Annotated in this window: 15 protein-coding genes; 11 read left to right on the top strand and 4 right to left on the bottom strand. The window is 76.7% G+C overall.

Features of this window, described 5'->3' with window-relative positions; genetic code table 11:
* Positions 1 to 112 precede the first annotated feature (112 nt).
* Entirely contained in the window at positions 113 to 1,132 is a 1,020-nt protein-coding gene (locus MF406_RS14525; protein WP_242895124.1) for a low specificity L-threonine aldolase, read from the top strand.
* A 20-nt stretch (positions 1,133 to 1,152) separates the two neighbouring features.
* Here the strand turns inward: MF406_RS14525 and MF406_RS14520 are convergent, their stop codons facing one another.
* The gene (locus MF406_RS14520; protein ID WP_242895122.1) at positions 1,153 to 2,148 is read right to left on the bottom strand and encodes an aldo/keto reductase; all 996 of its coding nucleotides are present in this window, start codon (positions 2,146 to 2,148) and stop codon (positions 1,153 to 1,155) included.
* 460 nt (positions 2,149 to 2,608) lie between these two features.
* On the opposite strand from MF406_RS14520, the gene MF406_RS14515 reads away from it, so the two are divergent.
* From MF406_RS14515 to MF406_RS14500, 4 genes are all read left to right on the top strand, one after another.
* Positions 2,609 to 2,893, top strand: a complete 285-nt coding sequence (locus tag MF406_RS14515; RefSeq protein WP_242895120.1) for an HU family DNA-binding protein — start codon at positions 2,609 to 2,611, stop codon at positions 2,891 to 2,893.
* Between the two features lie 308 nt (positions 2,894 to 3,201).
* Positions 3,202 to 3,987, top strand: coding sequence for a glucosamine-6-phosphate deaminase (nagB, locus tag MF406_RS14510; protein ID WP_242895118.1), 786 nt, complete (start codon positions 3,202 to 3,204; stop codon positions 3,985 to 3,987).
* Positions 3,988 to 4,077: 90 nt separating this feature from the next.
* Entirely contained in the window at positions 4,078 to 4,431 is a 354-nt protein-coding gene (locus tag MF406_RS14505) for a DUF3039 domain-containing protein (RefSeq protein ID WP_242895116.1), read from the top strand.
* Positions 4,428 to 6,251, top strand: a complete 1,824-nt coding sequence (locus MF406_RS14500; RefSeq protein ID WP_242895114.1) for a DEAD/DEAH box helicase — start codon at positions 4,428 to 4,430, stop codon at positions 6,249 to 6,251. Before MF406_RS14505 ends, MF406_RS14500 begins: the two co-directional genes overlap by 4 nt.
* 189 nt (positions 6,252 to 6,440) lie before the next feature.
* On the opposite strand, the gene MF406_RS14495 is transcribed toward MF406_RS14500, so the two are convergent.
* Both MF406_RS14495 and MF406_RS14490 read right to left on the bottom strand, forming a co-directional pair.
* Positions 6,441 to 7,844: an FAD-binding oxidoreductase gene (locus MF406_RS14495; RefSeq protein WP_242895113.1), complete on the bottom strand. Its 1,404-nt coding sequence runs from the start codon at positions 7,842 to 7,844 to the stop codon at positions 6,441 to 6,443.
* A gap of 144 nt (positions 7,845 to 7,988) precedes the next feature.
* Positions 7,989 to 9,287: a glycosyltransferase gene (locus MF406_RS14490; RefSeq protein WP_242895111.1), complete on the bottom strand. Its 1,299-nt coding sequence runs from the start codon at positions 9,285 to 9,287 to the stop codon at positions 7,989 to 7,991.
* Positions 9,288 to 9,365: 78 nt separating this feature from the next.
* Here MF406_RS14490 and MF406_RS14485 point away from each other — a divergent pair, with 78 nt between their 5' ends.
* The gene (locus MF406_RS14485; RefSeq protein WP_242895109.1) at positions 9,366 to 9,989 is read left to right on the top strand and encodes a TetR/AcrR family transcriptional regulator; all 624 of its coding nucleotides are present in this window, start codon (positions 9,366 to 9,368) and stop codon (positions 9,987 to 9,989) included.
* Between the two features lie 188 nt (positions 9,990 to 10,177).
* Here MF406_RS14485 and MF406_RS14480 read toward each other — a convergent pair whose 3' ends face one another.
* Positions 10,178 to 11,539 (bottom strand): nicotinate phosphoribosyltransferase, encoded by a 1,362-nt coding sequence (locus MF406_RS14480; protein ID WP_242895107.1) that lies wholly within the window; start codon positions 11,537 to 11,539, stop codon positions 10,178 to 10,180.
* Positions 11,540 to 11,572: 33 nt separating this feature from the next.
* Here MF406_RS14480 and clpS point away from each other — a divergent pair, with 33 nt between their 5' ends.
* The 5 genes from clpS (at position 11,573) to MF406_RS14455 (ending at position 17,210) form a co-directional block, all read left to right on the top strand.
* Positions 11,573 to 11,941 (top strand): ATP-dependent Clp protease adapter ClpS, encoded by a 369-nt coding sequence (clpS, locus tag MF406_RS14475; RefSeq protein ID WP_242895100.1) that lies wholly within the window; start codon positions 11,573 to 11,575, stop codon positions 11,939 to 11,941.
* Complete coding sequence (locus MF406_RS14470; RefSeq protein WP_242895092.1) at positions 11,941 to 12,609, top strand: DUF2017 domain-containing protein; 669 nt, start codon at positions 11,941 to 11,943, stop codon at positions 12,607 to 12,609. The genes clpS and MF406_RS14470 overlap by 1 nt, the downstream gene beginning before the upstream one ends.
* 11 nt (positions 12,610 to 12,620) lie before the next feature.
* Positions 12,621 to 13,463, top strand: coding sequence for a glutamate racemase (gene murI, locus MF406_RS14465; protein ID WP_242895091.1), 843 nt, complete (start codon positions 12,621 to 12,623; stop codon positions 13,461 to 13,463).
* A complete protein-coding gene (locus MF406_RS14460) occupies positions 13,460 to 14,254 on the top strand; it encodes an MBL fold metallo-hydrolase (RefSeq protein WP_242895089.1) in 795 nt (264 codons plus the stop codon). Before murI ends, MF406_RS14460 begins: the two co-directional genes overlap by 4 nt.
* A gap of 169 nt (positions 14,255 to 14,423) precedes the next feature.
* Positions 14,424 to 17,210, top strand: coding sequence for a phosphoenolpyruvate carboxylase (locus tag MF406_RS14455; RefSeq protein WP_371744513.1), 2,787 nt, complete (start codon positions 14,424 to 14,426; stop codon positions 17,208 to 17,210).
* The last annotated feature ends 46 nt before the right edge of the window (positions 17,211 to 17,256 follow it).

Raw genomic sequence — 17,256 nt, 5'->3', positions numbered from 1 at the left:
CAGCGAACGAAGCCCGCCAGCGCTTCGCTGATGTCAGCGCCGCGGGCCGACCCGCGGCAGCCGCCGCCGGCTCTGTGCCAGCGCCCATCTCCCGGCGTCAGACAATGGCCCGATGACCACGCGCGGCTTCACGTCCGACAACGCCTCCGGCGTCCACCCCGCAGTCCTGGCCGCGGTCACCGCGGCCGGCGAGGGGCACGCAGCCTCCTACGGCGCCGACACCGTCACCGCGGCCCTGGCCGAGCGCGCCCGGGAGGTCTTCGGCCCCGACGCCCGGATCTTCCCGGTCTTCAACGGCACCGGCGCCAACATCGTGGCCGCGCAGGCGCTGCTGCAGCGCTGGGACGCCCTGGTCACGACCGACCGCGCGCACCTGGTCACCGACGAGTCCACCGCACCCCAGCTCGTCGGCGGCATCCAGACCCGCACCGTCCCGGCAGTCGACGCCAAGATCACCCCCGACCAGCTCGCCGCCGCGCTCGAGGACGACGGCAGCGTCCACCACGCCCGCCCGGCGGCGGTGTCGCTGACCCAGAGCACCGAGCTCGGCACCACCTACACCCCCGATGAGCTGGCGGCCCTGGCCGCCGTCGCCCACGGCCGCGGGGCCCGGGTCCACGTCGACGGCGCCCGGCTGGCCAACGCCGCGGCCCGCCTGGGCACCTCGCTCCGCGCGCTCACCACCGACGCCGGCGTCGACGTCGTCTCCTTCGGCGCGACCAAGAACGGGGCGATGTTCGGCGACGCCGTCGTCGTGCTCGACCCCGCCCTCGCCGAGCCCGTCGACCGGCTGCGCAAGGCCTCCACCCAGCTCGCCTCCAAGATGCGCTTCGTCTCCGCCCAGCTCCTCGCCCTGCTCACCGACGACCTGTGGCGGGACAACGCCGCGCGGGCGAACGCGGCCGCGGACCTGCTCGCCGACCGGCTCACCGCCCTCGGCGCCCCGCCGCGGTACCCGGTGCAGGCCAACGCCGTCTTCGTCGCCGTGCCGCCGGCGGCCCTGCCGCGGGTGGTCGCCCAGGCACCGGTGCTGGCGTGGGACGCCGGCACCGTCCGCGCCGTCGCCTCCTTCGACACGACGCCGGAGGACGTCGAGGCGCTCGTCGCGCAGCTCGCCCCGTTCCTGGGCTGACCCTGCCCGCCCCCAGGCGCCTACCAGCGGTCGTGCACCAGCGGCCGGAGCCGCTCGTCGTAGAGCCGCTCGACGGCGGCCAGCAGCTCGGGGGAGAGCGCGGGCAGGTCCGCCGCGGCCGCGTTGGCCCGCGCCTGCTCGGGGTTCCGCGCGCCGGGGATGACCGTCGTGACCCCGGGCTGCTGGATCACCCAGGCCAGCGCGACCTGCGCGGGGCTCGCGCCGGCCGGCCCGAGCTCGGCCACGATCCGGGAGAACTCCCGGGCGGCGTCGACACCGGTCTCGAAGTCCACCCCGGCGAAGGTCTCGCCGACGTCGAAGGACTCCCCGCGGCGGTTGAAGCTGCGGTGGTCGTCGGGGGCGAAGACCGTCCGGTGGTCGTACCGCCCCGACAGCAGCCCCGAGGCGAGCGGCACCCGGGCGACGATGCCCACGCCCCGCTCCTGCGCCGTCGGGAGCACCTCGGCCAGCGGCTTGCGCCGGAAGACGTTGAGGATGATCTGCACCGAGGCCAGGCCGGGGTGCTCCAGCGCCGTCAGCGCCTCCGCGCAGGTCTCCACGCTGACGCCGTAGGCGGCGATCCGCTCCTCGGCGACCAGGGTCTCCAGCGCCTCGAAGACCGCCGCCGAGGAGTAGACCGCCGACGGCGGGCAGTGCAGCTGCACCAGGTCCAGCCGGTCCACGCCCAGGTTCTCCCGGGAGCGGTCCGTCCACGCCCGGAACGCGTCGAGGTGGTAGGCCTCGGGCACCAGCGGCGCGCGCCGGCCCATCTTGGTGGCCACCAGCACGTCCGCCCAGGGGTTCGCCCGGCGGAAGGCGCCGATGAGGCGCTCGCTGCGCCCTTCGCCGTAGACGTCGGCGGTGTCCAGGAAGGTCACGCCCGCGTCCACGGCCGCCGCCAGCACCGCCATGGCCGCCGACTCCTCCACCTCGCCCCAGTCCGCGCCCAGCTGCCAGGTGCCCAGCCCCACCACCGAGACCTGCCGGCCCGTCGAGCCCAGCAGACGTTCCTCCATGTCGACCTCCTCCTCGTGTCCCCCCATCCTGCCCGCCGGGACGACGGCGACGGGGGACCTGGCCCGGGACGGCTCGCCGGTTGCGAGCCCGGCCGGGACGGCACGCCGGTTGCCGGACCCGGCCGGGACGACGGCGGCCGGGCGCCGCCCCCCGGGCGTCTCGCCGGAAGCGGGGCAGTGCCGGGACGACGGCGACGGGGGACCTGGCCCGGGACGGCACGGCGGTTGCCGGACCCAACCGGGACGACGGCGGCCGGTCGCCGACCCCAGGGCGTCACGTCGCTCGCGAGGACTGGGCCAACGACGGCACGCCGTCGCCGCCGAGCGTCGAAAGCACCCGGAACGGCTCGAACTCGCGGAAAACGCGGGCGTGTGATGCGACAACGGCGCCGCGGTGTGCGTAGTGTCGGCGCAGCGGCACCACCAGGCGGTGCCCGAACCGACCGATGAGAGGGATTCTATGTCCGTCAACCGCACCGAGCTCGTCGCCGCCATCGCGGAGCGCTCCTCGCTCACCAAGTCCCAGGCCGACGCCGCCCTGTCCGCGCTGCAGGACGTCCTCGTGGACTCCATCAGCAAGGGCGAGGCCGTCAAGGTCACCGGCCTGCTGAGCGTCGAGCGCGTGGACCGGGCCGCCCGCACCGGCCGCAACCCCCGGACCGGTGAGGAGATCCAGATCCCCGCCGGCCACGGCGTGAAGATCTCCGCCGGCTCGGCCCTGAAGAAGGCCGTCGCCGCCTCCTGACCCTCCCGCGGCGGGCAGGACCTGGCCCCAGGACGTGGCCGGTCCTGCCCGCCGTCGCGACCGCACGACGGCCTGCCGGACGCAGTAGTCGGCAGACCGGCCGGGCTCGGCGCCAACCAGTCCCGCCGGCCGGCTTCAGGGCCGACCGGTGACCGGCGTCCAGCGCAGCCCGGCGCCGCCGGCAACTGGCCGGCTGCTGCCTCCCCCTTCCCGCCCGCCGCCGCCGAAGGGCCCGCTGCCCCCCGCCCGCCGCCCGCTAGGGTGGCGGGCGCCGGTGCAGGTGGCGCCGGCGAGCGAGGAGGAATGCCGTGGAGGTCGTCATCCAGCCCGACGCCGAGGCCGGGGCCCGGCTCGTCGCCGACGAGATCGAGCAGCTCCTGCAGGCGCGTCCCGACGCCGTCCTGGGCCTGGCCACCGGCTCCAGCCCGCTCGCCGTCTACGCCGAGCTCATCCGCCGGCACCAGGCGGGCCGGGTCTCCTTCGCCCGGGCGCGTGCCTTCACCCTGGACGAGTACGTCGGCCTGCCCCCGGAGCACCCCGAGCGCTACCGAAACGTCATCGAGCGGGACTTCACCGGCCAGGTGGACTTCGCCCCGGGTGCGGTGCAGGGCCCGGACGGCAGCGCGGCCGACCTGCCGGCCACCTGCGCCGCCTACGAGGCGGCCATCGCCGCCGCCGGCGGGGTGGACCTGCAGATCCTCGGGATCGGCACCGACGGCCACATCGCCTTCAACGAGCCCGGCTCCTCCCTCGCCTCCCGCACCCGGATCAAGACCCTCACCGAGCAGACCCGCCGGGACAACGCCCGGTTCTTCGGCGGCGACGTCGACGCCGTCCCCCACCACTGCCTCACCCAGGGCCTGGCCACCATCATGTCCGCCCGGCACGTGGTCCTCGTCGCCAGCGGCACCGGCAAGGCCGAGGCCGTGCACCAGCTCGTCGAGGGCGCGGTGAGCGCGCTGTGGCCGGCCACGATCCTGCAGCACCACCCGCACGTCACCGTCCTGGTCGACGAGGACGCCGCCTCCCGGCTCCGCCTCGCCGACTACTTCCGGCAGGTCTACGCGGCCAAGCCGGCCTGGCAGGGGCTGTGAGCACGAGCACGGCGGGGCTGTGAGGAACCCGCCCCGGCAGCGGCCGTGAGGACACGCCCCGACCCGCACCCGGTGCCTACACTGGCCGTCATGAGCTCGACCCCCGACGCCCCCACCAGGCCGCAGCCGCCCACGTCCGCGCCGTCGTCCGGCACGAGCGTGCTCGAGCGCGAGGAGGTCCGCGAGCAGACCTCGCCGGGGGACGACGAGCGGTACGCCCACTACGTCCGCAAGGACAAGATCGCCGCGTCCGCCGTGACCGGCCAGCCGGTCATCGCCCTGTGCGGGAAGGTCTGGACCCCCGGCCGCGACCCGAAGAAGTACCCGGTGTGCCCGACCTGCAAGGCCATCTTCGAGGGCATGAAGCCCGGGGGCGACGACGGCGCCAAGGGCCGGGGCTGGCCCTTCGGCGGCCGCCGCGACAACGCCGGCACCGGGGAGTGACCGCCCGGCACGAGCGCACGCCCACGCCGCCCCACCCCGCGGCCGTCTCGACGGCGGCCGCGGAGAGCCTCTCGCCCGCCTACCCGGCGCGCGCGGCCTGGGGGACGGCCTCGCGGCTGCGCGCCTGGCAGGCCGAGGCCCTGCGCACCTACCTCGACCGTTCGCCGCGGGACTTCCTCGCCGTGGCCACCCCCGGCGCGGGCAAGACCACCTTCGCCCTCCGGGTCGCCACCGAGCTCATCGCCGCCGGCGTGGTGCGCCGGGTGACCGTGGTGTGCCCGACCGAGCACCTCAAGGTCCAGTGGGCCGACGCCGCCGCCCGGGTCGGGGTGCGGCTGGACCCGGCGTTCACCAACGCCCAGGGCCGGCACGGCGCCGCGTTCGACGGCGTCGCCGTCACCTACGCCCAGGTCGCCGCCAACCCCGCCCTGCACCGGGCGCGGACCACCGCCGAGCCCACCCTCGTCATCCTCGACGAGGTGCACCACGGCGGGGACGCGCTCAGCTGGGGCGACGCCGTCGCCGAGGCGTTCGAGCCGGCCCGGCGGCGGCTGGCGCTGACCGGGACCCCGTTCCGGTCCGACACCGCCGCGATCCCGTTCGTGGAGTACGTCCCGGACGCCGACGGCGTGCGCCGCTCCCGCGCCGACTACTCCTACGGCTACGGCGACGCCCTGCGCGACGGCGTCGTCCGGCCGGTGATCTTCCTGTCCTACTCCGGGCAGATGCACTGGCGGACCAAGGCCGGGGACGAGGTCTCCGCCACCCTCGGCGAGCCCCTGACCAAGGACATGACCGCCCAGGCCTGGCGCACCGCGCTGGACCCGGAGGGGGAGTGGGTCCCGGCCGTCCTCGCCGCCGCCGACCAGCGGCTGACCGAGGTCCGCCGCCAGGTCCCCGACGCCGGCGGCCTGGTGATCGCCACCAACCAGGACACCGCCCGGGCCTACGCCCGCATGCTCCGCGACCTCACCGGCGAGCCGGCCGTCGTCGTGCTGTCCGACGACGACGGCGCCTCGGCCCGGATCGAGGACTTCGCCGGCGGGCAGCAGCGCTGGATGGTCGCGGTGCGGATGGTCTCCGAGGGGGTGGACGTGCCCCGCCTGGCGGTGGGCGTCTACGCCACCGCCACGGCTACCCCGCTGTTCTTCGCCCAGGCGGTGGGCCGGTTCGTCCGGGCCCGACGGCGGGGCGAGACCGCGTCGGTGTTCCTCCCCTCCGTGCCGCACCTGCTCGCCCTGGCCGGCGAGCTCGAGCGGGAGCGCGACCACGCCCTGGACCGGGTGCTCACCGCCGAGGAGAAGGGCGCCGGCTACACGCCCGAGGACGCCCTGCTCGCCCGGGCCAACCGGACCGAGCAGGCCTCCGACGCCCTGCTGCCCGGGTTCGCCGCGCTGGGCTCCCAGGCGTCCTTCGACAAGGTCCTCTTCGACGGCGGGGAGTTCGGCACCGGCGCCGAGGTCGGCTCGGCCGAGGAGCAGGAGTACCTGGGCATCCCCGGCCTGCTCGAGCCCGAGCAGGTCAGCACCCTCCTGCGCGCGCGGCAGGCCGAGCAGATCAAGGCCCAGCAGCGCCGCGGGGCTGCGGCGGGGGAGCGGGGGCCGGACGACGGCGCCGCTGACCACCGCCGCCGCGCTGCCGCCCGCAAGGAGCTCGCCAGTCTGGTCTCGGCCTGGTCCCGGCGCTCCGGCACCCCGCACGGCGTCGTCCACACCGAGCTGCGCAGCCGGTGCGGCGGGCCGGAGGTGGCGCTGGCCCGCACCGACGAGATCGAGGCCCGGATCGCGCTGCTGCGGCAGTGGTTCGTGGGCCGCCGCTGACCGGCGCGAGGGGTTCCGGGCCGCCGCCACCGACACTCATGGACGCGATCCTGACTCACGTCGTCCGCCTGCCCCCGCGGGTCGACCCGTTCGCGCCCTGGGAGCCCTGCTCGACGCGTAGGTGCTCGTCGGTGAGCGTGCGCGGGTCGCCGTCGACGGGCTCCGGTCGGTCCAGTCGACCAGCTCGGGTCAGTCGATGGGGTGCCCGGTGCTGATCATCCGGTCCGGGTCCCAGGCGGTCACCACCCGGCGCAGGCGGTCGACCTGGTCGCCGTACAGGGTGCTCGCGGGTGCCGGCGTCTCGGCGAAGTTCTTGACGACCGTGCCGGACGCGTACGGCCGGAGCGCCCCGGTCACCGCGGCCGCGGCGGCCCGGACCGGCTCCAGCGCCTCGGGGACCGGGACGATGCCGACCGCGTAGACCAGCCCCGCGCCGTCGACCGCGGCGACGGCGCCGCCGTCCGCCCGGCCGGGTGTCAGCGCGCCGCCGAGTTGGCGCAGCTCGATCGAGAGCAGCGGCGCCGCCGGCGCGGACAGCGCCGCGCCCAGCAGCGCGTCCACCGACTCAGGCGTGATCTCCGCCAGCACCACCGCCGCGCCGTAGGCCGGTGAGGGTCGGGGCGGGTCGCCGTGCACCGTGCCGAGCTCGGCGGGCGACATCGGGCGGACCGAGTCGAGCGCGGGACCGAGGGCGCGCAGCGGCTGCAGCAGGGCCGCGGCGGACGACGGATCCGCCTGGACCGCCGCCTCGACGGCCACGAAGGAGCGTCCGCGCAGCGCCTCGGGGATGTCGGGGATGGGTGGGTAGCGCAGCACGCGGACCAACGAGGTGACGGTGTCGGGCAGGCCGGCGCTCCACTCCCGCCAGGCGTGGGCGACGTCGGCGGCCCGGTCGACCGGCCACATCAGGGCCCCGGCGCTCAGCTGCGCGACGGGGTGGAGCCGGATCTGGACCGCCGTGACGACGACGGGGGCGCTGCCGCCGTGGGCCGCCCAGAACAGGTCGCCGTGGTGCTCCGCGTCGACGGTCAGCGTGCGCCCGAGGGCGTCGACGACGTCGATCGAGACGAGGCTGCTCGCCCCGAGCCCGTGGGAGCGGGCGAGCCACCCCAGGCCGCCGCCGAGGAGCAACCCCGCCACGCCCACCGTGGACGACATCCCCGCGACGGCGGCCAGGCCGTGCTCGGCCGCACGAGCGGCGACGTCGCCCCAGAGGGCGCCCGCGCCGACGCGCGCGGTGCCGGCGGCGGCGTCGATCGTCACCTCGTCGAGCCGCCAGGTGCGGAGCAGGATCGTGCCGGCCAGCGAGGGGATGGTGCCGGCGGCGTGGCCGGTGGACTGCGGCGCGACCCGCAGCCCGAGCTCCCGCGCCGCCCGCACGGTCGTGACCACGTCGTCGGCATCGGCCGCGACGACGACCGCGGCGGGCCGCTGGTCCACGCGCACCTGCCAGGCCTGGCGGGCGGCGTCCCACCCGTCGTCGCCAGGAATCAGCAGGTCGCCGTGCAGCGCGGCGCGCAGGCGCTCGGCGTGCTCGCCGGGCAGGGCAGCCGGGACGGCGGGGGCGGGCGGGACGGGTGAAGGAGCGTCCATGGTCGTGCCTTTCGGGCCGAGGGGTGCGGGAGACGATGCGCGGTGTGCGGGAGACGGTGAGGTGCGGGCTGGAGACGGTGTCGAGGTCTCGCGGGTCGTCGTCGGGACCCGCTCGAGGGGGACCCGCGAGAAGCCGGGGGCGCGTCAGGCCGCTCTGGCCGCGACGAGGTCGCGGAGCACCGGCTCGATACCGGCCGGCCCCGGGGCCGCGGAGATCGCCGCGCCGAGGCGGCGGGCGTTCTCCCGGTAGGAGGGCTGGGAGAGCAGGCGGTCGACGGCGCGGCGGATGCGGGCGGGGGCCACCCCGCCCGCGCCCGGGCGCACGCGCAGGCCCGCTCCGCTCCAGGCCACCCGCGCCGACACCTCCGCCTTGTCCTCGGTGCTGCCGGCCGCGACGACCGGCACGCCGTGGGCGAGCGCGTAGTGCACGCCGCCGTACCCGCCGTTCGTCACCAGCACGTCGGTGCGCGGGAGCAGGCGGTCGTAGGGGAGGTAGCTGGCGATGCGGGCGTTGGCGGGCAGGGCGAGGGACCGCGGCACCTCCCGCCCGCCGGTGGAGGCGACGACGAGCAGGTCGCGGCCCTCGAGCGCGCGCATGGTGGGCAGGACGAGCTCCTCGAGGTCGCCGTTGGCCACGGTGCCCTGCGTCACGTGCACGACGGGGCACCGCCCGTCGAGGTCGTCCCACCACTCCGGTTCGGGCGTCGCCGAGGCGGCGGCCAGCGACACCGGCCCGACGAAGTGCACCGGCACCGTCAGGTCGCTGCGCAGGTACTCGAACTCGGGCACGGTGAGCTGGACGACGGCGTCGGCCGTCGCCGGGTAGTTCATCACCGCGGTCCGCAGCTCCGCGCCCACCACGGTGCGTGCCATCTCCTCGGCGGCCCGCTGCAGCGCGGCGAAGACGAAGCGGTCCGCGGTCCAGGTGAGCAGGGCGTTGCGGAGCCGCCCGACCGGGCCCGGCATCGGCGGGATGCCCAGCGCGAACGGGGCGGTGTCGCGGCTGCGCAGGCCCAGCGGCACGATGCCGAGGTTGATGACCGGCGGGCGCTCGCCCGCCGGGCGGCACAGCAGCAGCATCGCCCCGAGGAACAGGCTCTCGACCAGGACGGCGTCCGTGGGCTCGGCGCGCAGCTGCGCGTCGACGGCGGCCAGCTGGCTCGGTGCCGGGTCGAGGAAGATGTGCTGCAGGTCCCACCGGGCGCCGTCGGCGCCGCTGCGCCCGGTCCGGCCGGGGAACGCGGCGTCCATGTCGCGGTCGTCGTAGTCCGCCTCGGCCGGCAGCGGGACCCATCGGGCGCCGGTCTGCTCGACGGCGCGGCGGTAGCGGGCGCCGGTGAGGAAGCGGACGTCGTGCCCGGCCGCGACGAGCGCGCTCGACACGGTGAGGAGCGGCGTGACGTGCCCGTGGACGGGCGTGCTGCAGAGGAGGAGGGAGGACATCTGCGGTCTCCTGCCGTGTAGGATGTTGAAGGTACCGCAGGAGTATTCACTACCTCGATAGGGCAGTCAATGGCTCGGATGGCTCGTTACGTCTCCCCGTTGCGCGAGGCGCAGGCGGCGCAGACGCGGCGCCGGGTGCTCGAGGCGGCGGCGCGGGCGTTCGGCGAGTCCGGCTATGCCGGCGCCTCGCTGGCCGGGATCGCGCGGGACGCCGGCGTCTCGCTCGAGACCGTCAAGCAGAACGGCCCGAAGGCGTCGTTGCTGCTGGCCAGCTTCGACCTCGCCTTCGCCGGCTCCGAGGGCGAGGGCCCGCTGCACGGGCGCGAGCTCGGCGCGCAGAGCGCGCCGCTGGGCGGGGAGGAGCTGCTCGCGTTCCAGCTGGACTTCGTCACGGCCGCCAACGCGCGCGTCGCCCGGCTCTGGCCGCGGCTGCTGGAGGCCGCGGCCGCCGACGCCGAGGTCGCGCGCCGGCTGCACGAGCTGCAGGGCAACCGGCGGACCGACATGCTCAGCTCCGTCGCCGTCTTCCGCGAGAAGGGCCTCTGCCGGAGCACCCGCAGCGATGGAGAGCTGGCCGACGCGCTCTCGTTCCTCATCTCCCCGGAGAGCTACACGCAGCTGGTGTCGGAGGCGGGCTGGAGCCGGTCCGCCTACCAGGAGTGGCTGGCGCGCGCGATCCGGCTCCTGATCCTGCAGGACTGACCCCCGCCGGTGCGGCGTGCTCGGCAGGACTGGCCCCTGCCGGTCCGGCGTCCGTCGGCAGGACTGGCCCCCGGCGGTCCGGCGTGTTCGTCAGGACTGACCGCCCGGTGACCCGGCGGTCCGGCGCCCTCGGCAGGACCGGTCCTCGCCGGTCCGGCGTCCCCCGCCCGGGCCGCCGCCGGCTCGGCTCAGCGCGGCCGGCCGCCGCCGTCCAGGTCCAGGTGTCGCGTCGGGATCCCCGGCTCGCCCTCGCTGAGCCGCCACGCGTCGTAGGGCAGCTCCGCCCGCGCCGCCCGGTGGCGGTCGGCCGCCGCGGCCACCGCCGCCGCGCCGCCGTCGTCGAGGACCGCCTCCCCGCCGCGCACCAGCGGCACCTGCAGCGGCCGCGCGCCCGCCTCCGCCAGCGCGGCCAGCCCCGGCCCCGGGTCGGCCGAGGCCACGACCAGCTCCTCCGTGGCCCGGCCCGCGCCGTCGAGCACCCGGCCGGCGACCTTCCGCCCGCCGAGCGAGGCCTTGGCCGCCGAGGCCTTGGCGACCGGCACCATCTGCCCGGCCGGGCCCTCGCGGGCGACGAGCTTGTACACCAGCTCGGCGGTGGGGTGGCCGGAGCCGGTGACCAGCTTGGTGCCCACCCCGTAGGCGTCCACCGGCGCGGCGCCGAGCGCGGCGATGGCGTACTCGTCCAGGTCGGAGGTGACGGTGATCCGGGTCGACGTCGCCCCGAGGTCGTCGAGCTGGGCGCGGACGGTGAACGCCTGGGCCACCAGGTCCCCGGAGTCCAGCCGGACGGCGCCCAGCTCCCCGCCGGCGGCGCGTGCCGCGGCCACGGCCCGGGGCACGCCCGCGGTGACGTCGTAGGTGTCCACCAGCAGCGTCGTCCCGGGCCCGAGCGCGGCGACCTGGGCGGCGAAGGCGGCCTCCTCGTCGTCGTGCAGCAGGGTGAAGGAGTGCGCGGCGGTGCCGATGGTGCGCAGGCCGTAGCGCCGGCCCGCCTCCAGCGCCGAGGTCCCGGTGAACCCGCCGACGACGGCGGCGCGCGCCGCGGCGACGGCGGCCTCCTCGTGGGTGCGCCGGGCGCCCATCTCCAGGCAGGGCCGCCCGTGGGCGGCGATGGTCATCCGCGACGCCGCCGCCGCCACCGCGGAGTCGTGGTTGAGGATGGACAGGATGACGGTCTCCAGCACGACCGCCTCGGCGAAGGTGCCCTCGACGGTGAGCACCGGCGAGCCGGGGAAGAAGCACTCCCCCTCGGGGTAGCCGGTGATGTCGCCGGTGAAGCGGTAGTCGCGGAGGAACTCCAGGGTGGGCTCGTCGACGACGCCGGCCCGGGCGAGGTAGTCCAGCTCGGCCGGGCCGAACCGGAACGCCGCGACGGCCTCGAGCAGGCGCCCGGTCCCGGCCACCACGCCGAACCGGCGGCCCCCGGGCAGCCGCCGGGTGAAGACCTCGAAGACGCTGCGCCGCTCGGCGGTGCCCGCCTTCAGGGCCGCCTGGACCATGGTCAGCTCGTACATGTCGGTCAGCAGGGCGGTGCTCCCGGCGCTCAGCATGGTGAGCACGGTAGCGCTGCCTAGAGTGAGGGGATGAGCGTGCTGGCCCACCCCACCTCCCGCGCCCCGGCCGGCCAGGCCACCCCGGCCGCGCCGGAAGCCCCGGCCGCCCCCGCCGCCCCGGCCGGCCAGGAGGCGCCCGAGCAGGCCGAGCAGCAGGCGCCCGAGCGGCCCTGGCGCACCGTCGTCTGGGACGACCCGGTCAACCTGATGTCCTACGTGACCTACGTCTTCCAGACCTACTTCGGCTACGACGAGCCGACCGCCCGCCGCCTCATGCTCCAGGTCCACACCCGCGGCCGGGCCGTCGTCTCCCGCGGGCACCGCGAGCAGATGGAGACCGACGTCACGGCGATGCACGGCTACGGCCTGTGGGCCACCGTCGAGGAGGAGGGGGAGTAGTGCAGGCCTTCGTCCCCGTCCCCGGCGGCCACGCCGCCCGGGTGGACCCCGCCGAGCGGCGCATCCTGCGCCGCCTGGTCACCGACGTCGCCGAGCTGCTCGGCACCCGCCTCGAGGAGGCCCCCGACCCCCGCGCGGCGGAGGCCGACGGCGACGCCGCGGTCCTCGCCGCCCTGGACTTCACCCCGGGCCAGGCCGGCCCGGACGTCCCGGCCGACCCCGCCGTCGCCCGGCTCCTGCCGCCGATGAGCCAGGACGACCCCGAGCTGGCCGCCGAGCTGCGCACGCTGACCGAGCAGGGCCTGCGGGCGGGCAAGGTCGCCCGGCTGGCCACCGTGCGGGAGGCGCTGCGCGAGGGCGCGGGCGACGTCGTCCTGGTCCGCACCGGCCAGGAGCAGGACTGGCTCGCCGCGCTGACCGACGTGCGCCTGGTGCTGGCCGTCCGGCTGGGCATCGAGGACGAGGCCGACGCCGAGGCGGTGCAGGCCCGCGCCGAGGCCGGCCACCCGGCCCGCCGCCGCCCCGGGCCGGGCCGCGACCCCGGTCGCGACCCCGACCCCGGTCCGGAGGACGAGGTCACGGACGCCCTGGCCACCATGTACACCGCGCTGACGTGGTGGCAGGAGTCACTGCTGGAGGCCCTGCACCGCCGCAACCGCCGTCGGTAGGCTCGCGAGCCGTGGACGCACCCATCGGTATCTTCGACTCCGGGGTGGGCGGGCTGACGGTGGCCCGCGCCGTGCTGGACCAGCTGCCGGGGGAGTCCGTCCTGTACATCGGCGACACGGCCAACGCCCCCTACGGCCCCAAGCCGATCGCCCAGGTCCGGGCCCTCGCCCTGGAGGTCATGGACCGGCTCGTCGTCTCCGGCGTGAAGATGCTCGTCATCGCGTGCAACTCCGCCTCCTCCGCCGTGCTGCGCGACGCCCGCGAGCGGTACACCGTCGACGCCGGGGTGCCGGTGGTGGAGGTCATCCAGCCGGCGGTGCGCCGCGCCGTCGCCGCGACCCGCACCGGCCGGGTCGGGGTCATCGGCACCCGGGCGACGATCGACTCCGGGGCCTACCGGGACGCCTTCGCCGCGGCCCCGGACCTGCAGCTGACCATGGCCGCCGCGCCGGCGTTCGTCGACCTCGTCGAGCGCGGGATCACCTCCGGGCCGGAGGTGCTGGCCGCCGCCGAGGAGTACCTCGCCCCGGTCCGCGCCGCCGGGGTGGACACCCTGGTCCTGGGCTGCACCCACTACCCCCTCCTCACCGGCGCGATCGCCTACGTCATGGGCGACGGCGTCACCCTGGTCTCCTCCGCCGAGGAGACCGCCAAGGACGTCTACCGCGCCCTGGTGGCGAACGGGCTCTCCCGCCCGGCCGACGCCGGCCCGCCCACCCACCGCTTCCTGGCCACCGGCGACGCCGCGCAGTTCACCCGCCTGGCGCGCCGCTTCCTCGGCCCCGAGGTCAGCGCCGTGCGCGGCCCCGAGGTCCTGGCGGACGCCCCCGAGGTCCTGGCGGACGCCCGGTGAGGCTGACCGTCGTCGGCTGCTCGGGCTCGATGTCCGGGCCGGCGTCGGCGGCCTCGTGCTACCTCGTCCAGGCCGACGGCGTGGGCGAGGACGGCCGGCGGCGCACCTGGTCGGTGGTCCTGGACCTGGGCCCGGGGGCGATGGGGGCGCTGATGAACCACCTCGACCCCGCCGCGCTGGACCTCCTCGTCCTGTCCCACCTGCACGCCGACCACATGGTCGACGTCATCGGCATGCAGGTCTACCGCCGCTGGCACCCCGCCGGGCCGCTCGCCCCGCTGCCGGTGCTGGCCCCGGCCGGCGCCCTGGAGCGGGTCCGCGGGGTGGGCGGGGACGGCCCGGCGGAGAGCTACACCGGGGAGCTGACCTTCGCCGAGCACCGCCCGGGCACCGCGGTCGACGTGGGCCCGCTGCGGCTGGAGTCCTTCCCGGTGCACCACCCGGTGCCGGCGTACGGCATCCGGGTCACCGGGCCCAGCGACCGGGGGCCGGGCACCGTGACGCTGGCCTACACCGGCGACACCGACGCCTGCGCGGGGGTGACGGACCTGGCCCGCGGGGTCGACCTGCTGCTCAGCGAGGCCGCCTTCCAGGAGGGCCGGGACACCGCCCGCGGCATCCACCTCACCGGCCGCCGGGCCGGCGAGCTCGCCGCCGCCGCCGGGGTCCGCCGGCTGGTGCTGACCCACCTGCAGCCGTGGACCGACCCGCAGACGGTGCGTGCGGAGGCGCAGCAGGCCTACCCGGGCCCGGTGGACGTCGCCGCCGCCGGGGCCACCTGGACGCTGTAGCCCGCTGCCTGGACGCTGCGGCCCGAAGGCTGGACACGGTGAGGTACGGACTGGTCGCCGTCGGTGGCCACCCGGACGCTGGCGTCCCCTTCCGGCAGCTGCCACCCCTGCGTCGACCAGGGACTGGTCCGGAGCGTCCGCGCCGCGGACGCGTGGGTAGCCTGCCGGTATGAGCCAGGCCCCCACCCGCTCCGCCGGCCAGCCCGCCGGCGAGCCCACCTCTCCCGGCCAGCCGACCCCTGCCGGCCAGCCCACCCCCGCCGGCCAGCACACCCGCGGCGCCGCCCGCCACGAGATCCCCGAGGCCATGCGCCGGGACGTCCGCCTCCTCGGCGGGCTGCTGGGGCGGGTGCTCACCGAGTACGGCCACGACGGGCTGTTCGAGGACGTCGAGGAGCTCCGCGAGCTCGTCATCGCCGCCGTCGACGACCCCGCCGGCGACCACCTCGCCCGGGCCGAGGAGCTCGTCGCCCGGTTCACCCCGGCCCGCGCCGAGGAGGTGGCCCGGGCCTTCACCTGCTACTTCCACCTGTCCAACCTCGCCGAGGAGCAGCACCGGGTCCGCACCCTGCGCGGCCGCGACGGCAGCGTCCCGCTGGCCGAGCAGCGCCCGGCGGACTCCGTGGCCGCCGCCTACGCCCACCTGGCCGCCGAGGTCGGGGAGGAGGAGGCGGCCCGCCGGCTGGGCGAGCTCCGGTTCCACCCGGTGCTGACCGCCCACCCCACCGAGGCGCGCCGCAACGCCGTCGCCGGCTCCCTCCGCCGCCTGGCCACCCTCCTGGACGACCGGGACGACCCGCGCCTCGGCGCCGGGGCCCTCGCCGCGAACGAGCGCGAGCTCCTCGCGGAGATCGACGTCCTCTGGCGCACCGCCCAGCTGCGGCCGGCCAACCCCTCCCCGCTGGACGAGGTCCGCACCTCCCTCGCCGTCTTCGACGCCTCGCTGTCCGAGGTCTTCGCCGAGGTCTACCGCCGGATGGACGACTGGCTGCAGGGCCCCGAGGCGGGCCACACCCCGCCGCGGGCGCCGGCCTTCGTCCGGCTGGGCACCTGGATCGGCGGGGACCGGGACGGCAACCCCAACGTCACCGCCGCGATCACCCGGCAGGCCGCCGGGCAGGCCGCCGAGCGGGTGCTGCTCGCGCTGGAGCGCACCGCCCGGGCGGTCGCCGTCGGCCTGACCGTGGAGGACCGCTTCGCGCCGCCGAGCGAGGCGCTGGCCGGCCTGTGGGCCCGCCAGCGCCAGCTCGCCCCCGAGCTGGCCGCCCAGGCCGCGGCCGCCTCCCCCGGGGAGACGCACCGCAGCGTGCTGCTGGTCCTCGCCGAGCGCATCGGCGCCACCCGGCGCCGGGACGCCGACCTGGCCTACGCCGGTCCCACGGAGCTGCGGGCCGAGCTCGGCACCGTCCAGGACTCCCTCGCCGCGGCCGGTGCCGCCCGCGCCGCGTTCGGGGAGCTGCAGCGGCTCATCTGGCAGCTGGACACCTTCGGGTTCCACCTCGCCGAGCTCGAGGTGCGCCAGCACGCCAAGGTCCACAGCCAGACCCTCGCCTGGGCCGCCGACCCGGCCGCCGTCGAGAAGCCCGCGGTGCCGCCGGAGGAGGTGCTGGACACCTTCCGGGCCGTCGCCGCCGTCCAGCAGCGGCACGGCGTCGAGGCCTGCCGGCGCTACATCGTCTCCTTCACCCAGTCCGCGCAGAACATCGCCGACGTCTACGCCCTCGCCGAGCTCGCCGCCGGCTCCCCGGAGGCGGCCCCGGTCCTGGACGTCATCCCGCTGTTCGAGACCTTCGACGACCTCCGCGCCGCCCCGCAGGTGCTCACCGAGATGCTCCAGCTGCCCGCGGTGCAGCGCCGGCTGGACCAGACCGGCCGGCGGATGGAGGTGATGCTCGGCTACTCCGACTCCGCCAAGGACGTCGGCCCGGTCGCCGCCACCCTCGCCCTGTACGAGGCCCAGGAACGGATCACCGCCTGGGCGGCGGCGAACGACGTCGTGGTCACCCAGTTCCACGGCCGCGGCGGGGCGCTGGGCCGCGGCGGCGGGCCGGCCAACCGGGCCATCCTCGCCCAGCCCCCCGGCTCGGTGGACCTGCGGTTCAAGGTCACCGAGCAGGGCGAGGTCATCACCGCCCGGTACGGCAACCCGGCCATCGCGGTCCGGCACGTTGAGCAGGTGGCCGCCGCCACCCTGATGGCCTCGGCGCCCTCGACCGAGCAGCGCAACGCCGACGCCGCCCGCCGCTACGCCGACCTGGCCGGGCGCCTGGACGAGGTCTCCCGCGCGCGCTTCTACCAGCTGGTCCGCGCCGAGGGGTTCCCCGCCTGGTTCGCCCAGGTCACCCCGCAGGAGGAGATCGGCGACCTGGCGATCGGGTCCCGGCCGGCCCGGCGCGGGCTGTCGGTGGAGTCCCTGGAGGACCTGCGCGCCATCCCGTGGAACTTCGCCTGGACCCAGGCCCGTATCAACCTCACCGGCTGGTTCGGGCTGGGCACCGCCCTGGACCGGGTCGGGGACCTGGCGCTGCTGCGCCGGGCCTACGCCGAGTGGCCGCTGCTGACGACGATGATCGACAACGTCGAGATGTCCCTGGCCAAGACCGACCGGCGCATCGCCGAGCGCTACCTGGCCCTGGGCGACCGGCCCGACCTGGCCGACCTCGTCCTGGCCGAGCTGGACCTGACCACCCACTGGGTGCTCGCCATCACCGGCCACGCCCGCCTGCTCGAGGGGCACCGGGTGCTCGGCCGCGCCGTGCAGATGCGCAACCCCTACGTCGACGCGCTGTCCCTCCTCCAGCTCCGCGCGCTGCGGGCGCTGCGGGCCCCGGCCGGCGCGGCCGGGACGACGGCGGCCGGCGGGGGTGGTGAGGCCGGCGGCGACGGCGCCGACGCGCGCACCCTGCTGCTGCTCACCCTCAAGGGCGTGGCCGCCGGGCTGCAGAACACCGGCTGAGCCGGGCGGGCGGACCGACCCGTGGGGCCGCCGTCGTCCGGCCGCG

The organism is Georgenia sp. TF02-10, from assembly GCF_022759505.1.
Classification (GTDB): domain Bacteria; phylum Actinomycetota; class Actinomycetes; order Actinomycetales; family Actinomycetaceae; genus TF02-10.
The sequence above is the reverse complement of the archived record's forward strand: the minus strand, read 5'-3'. Positions and strand labels throughout refer to the sequence as shown.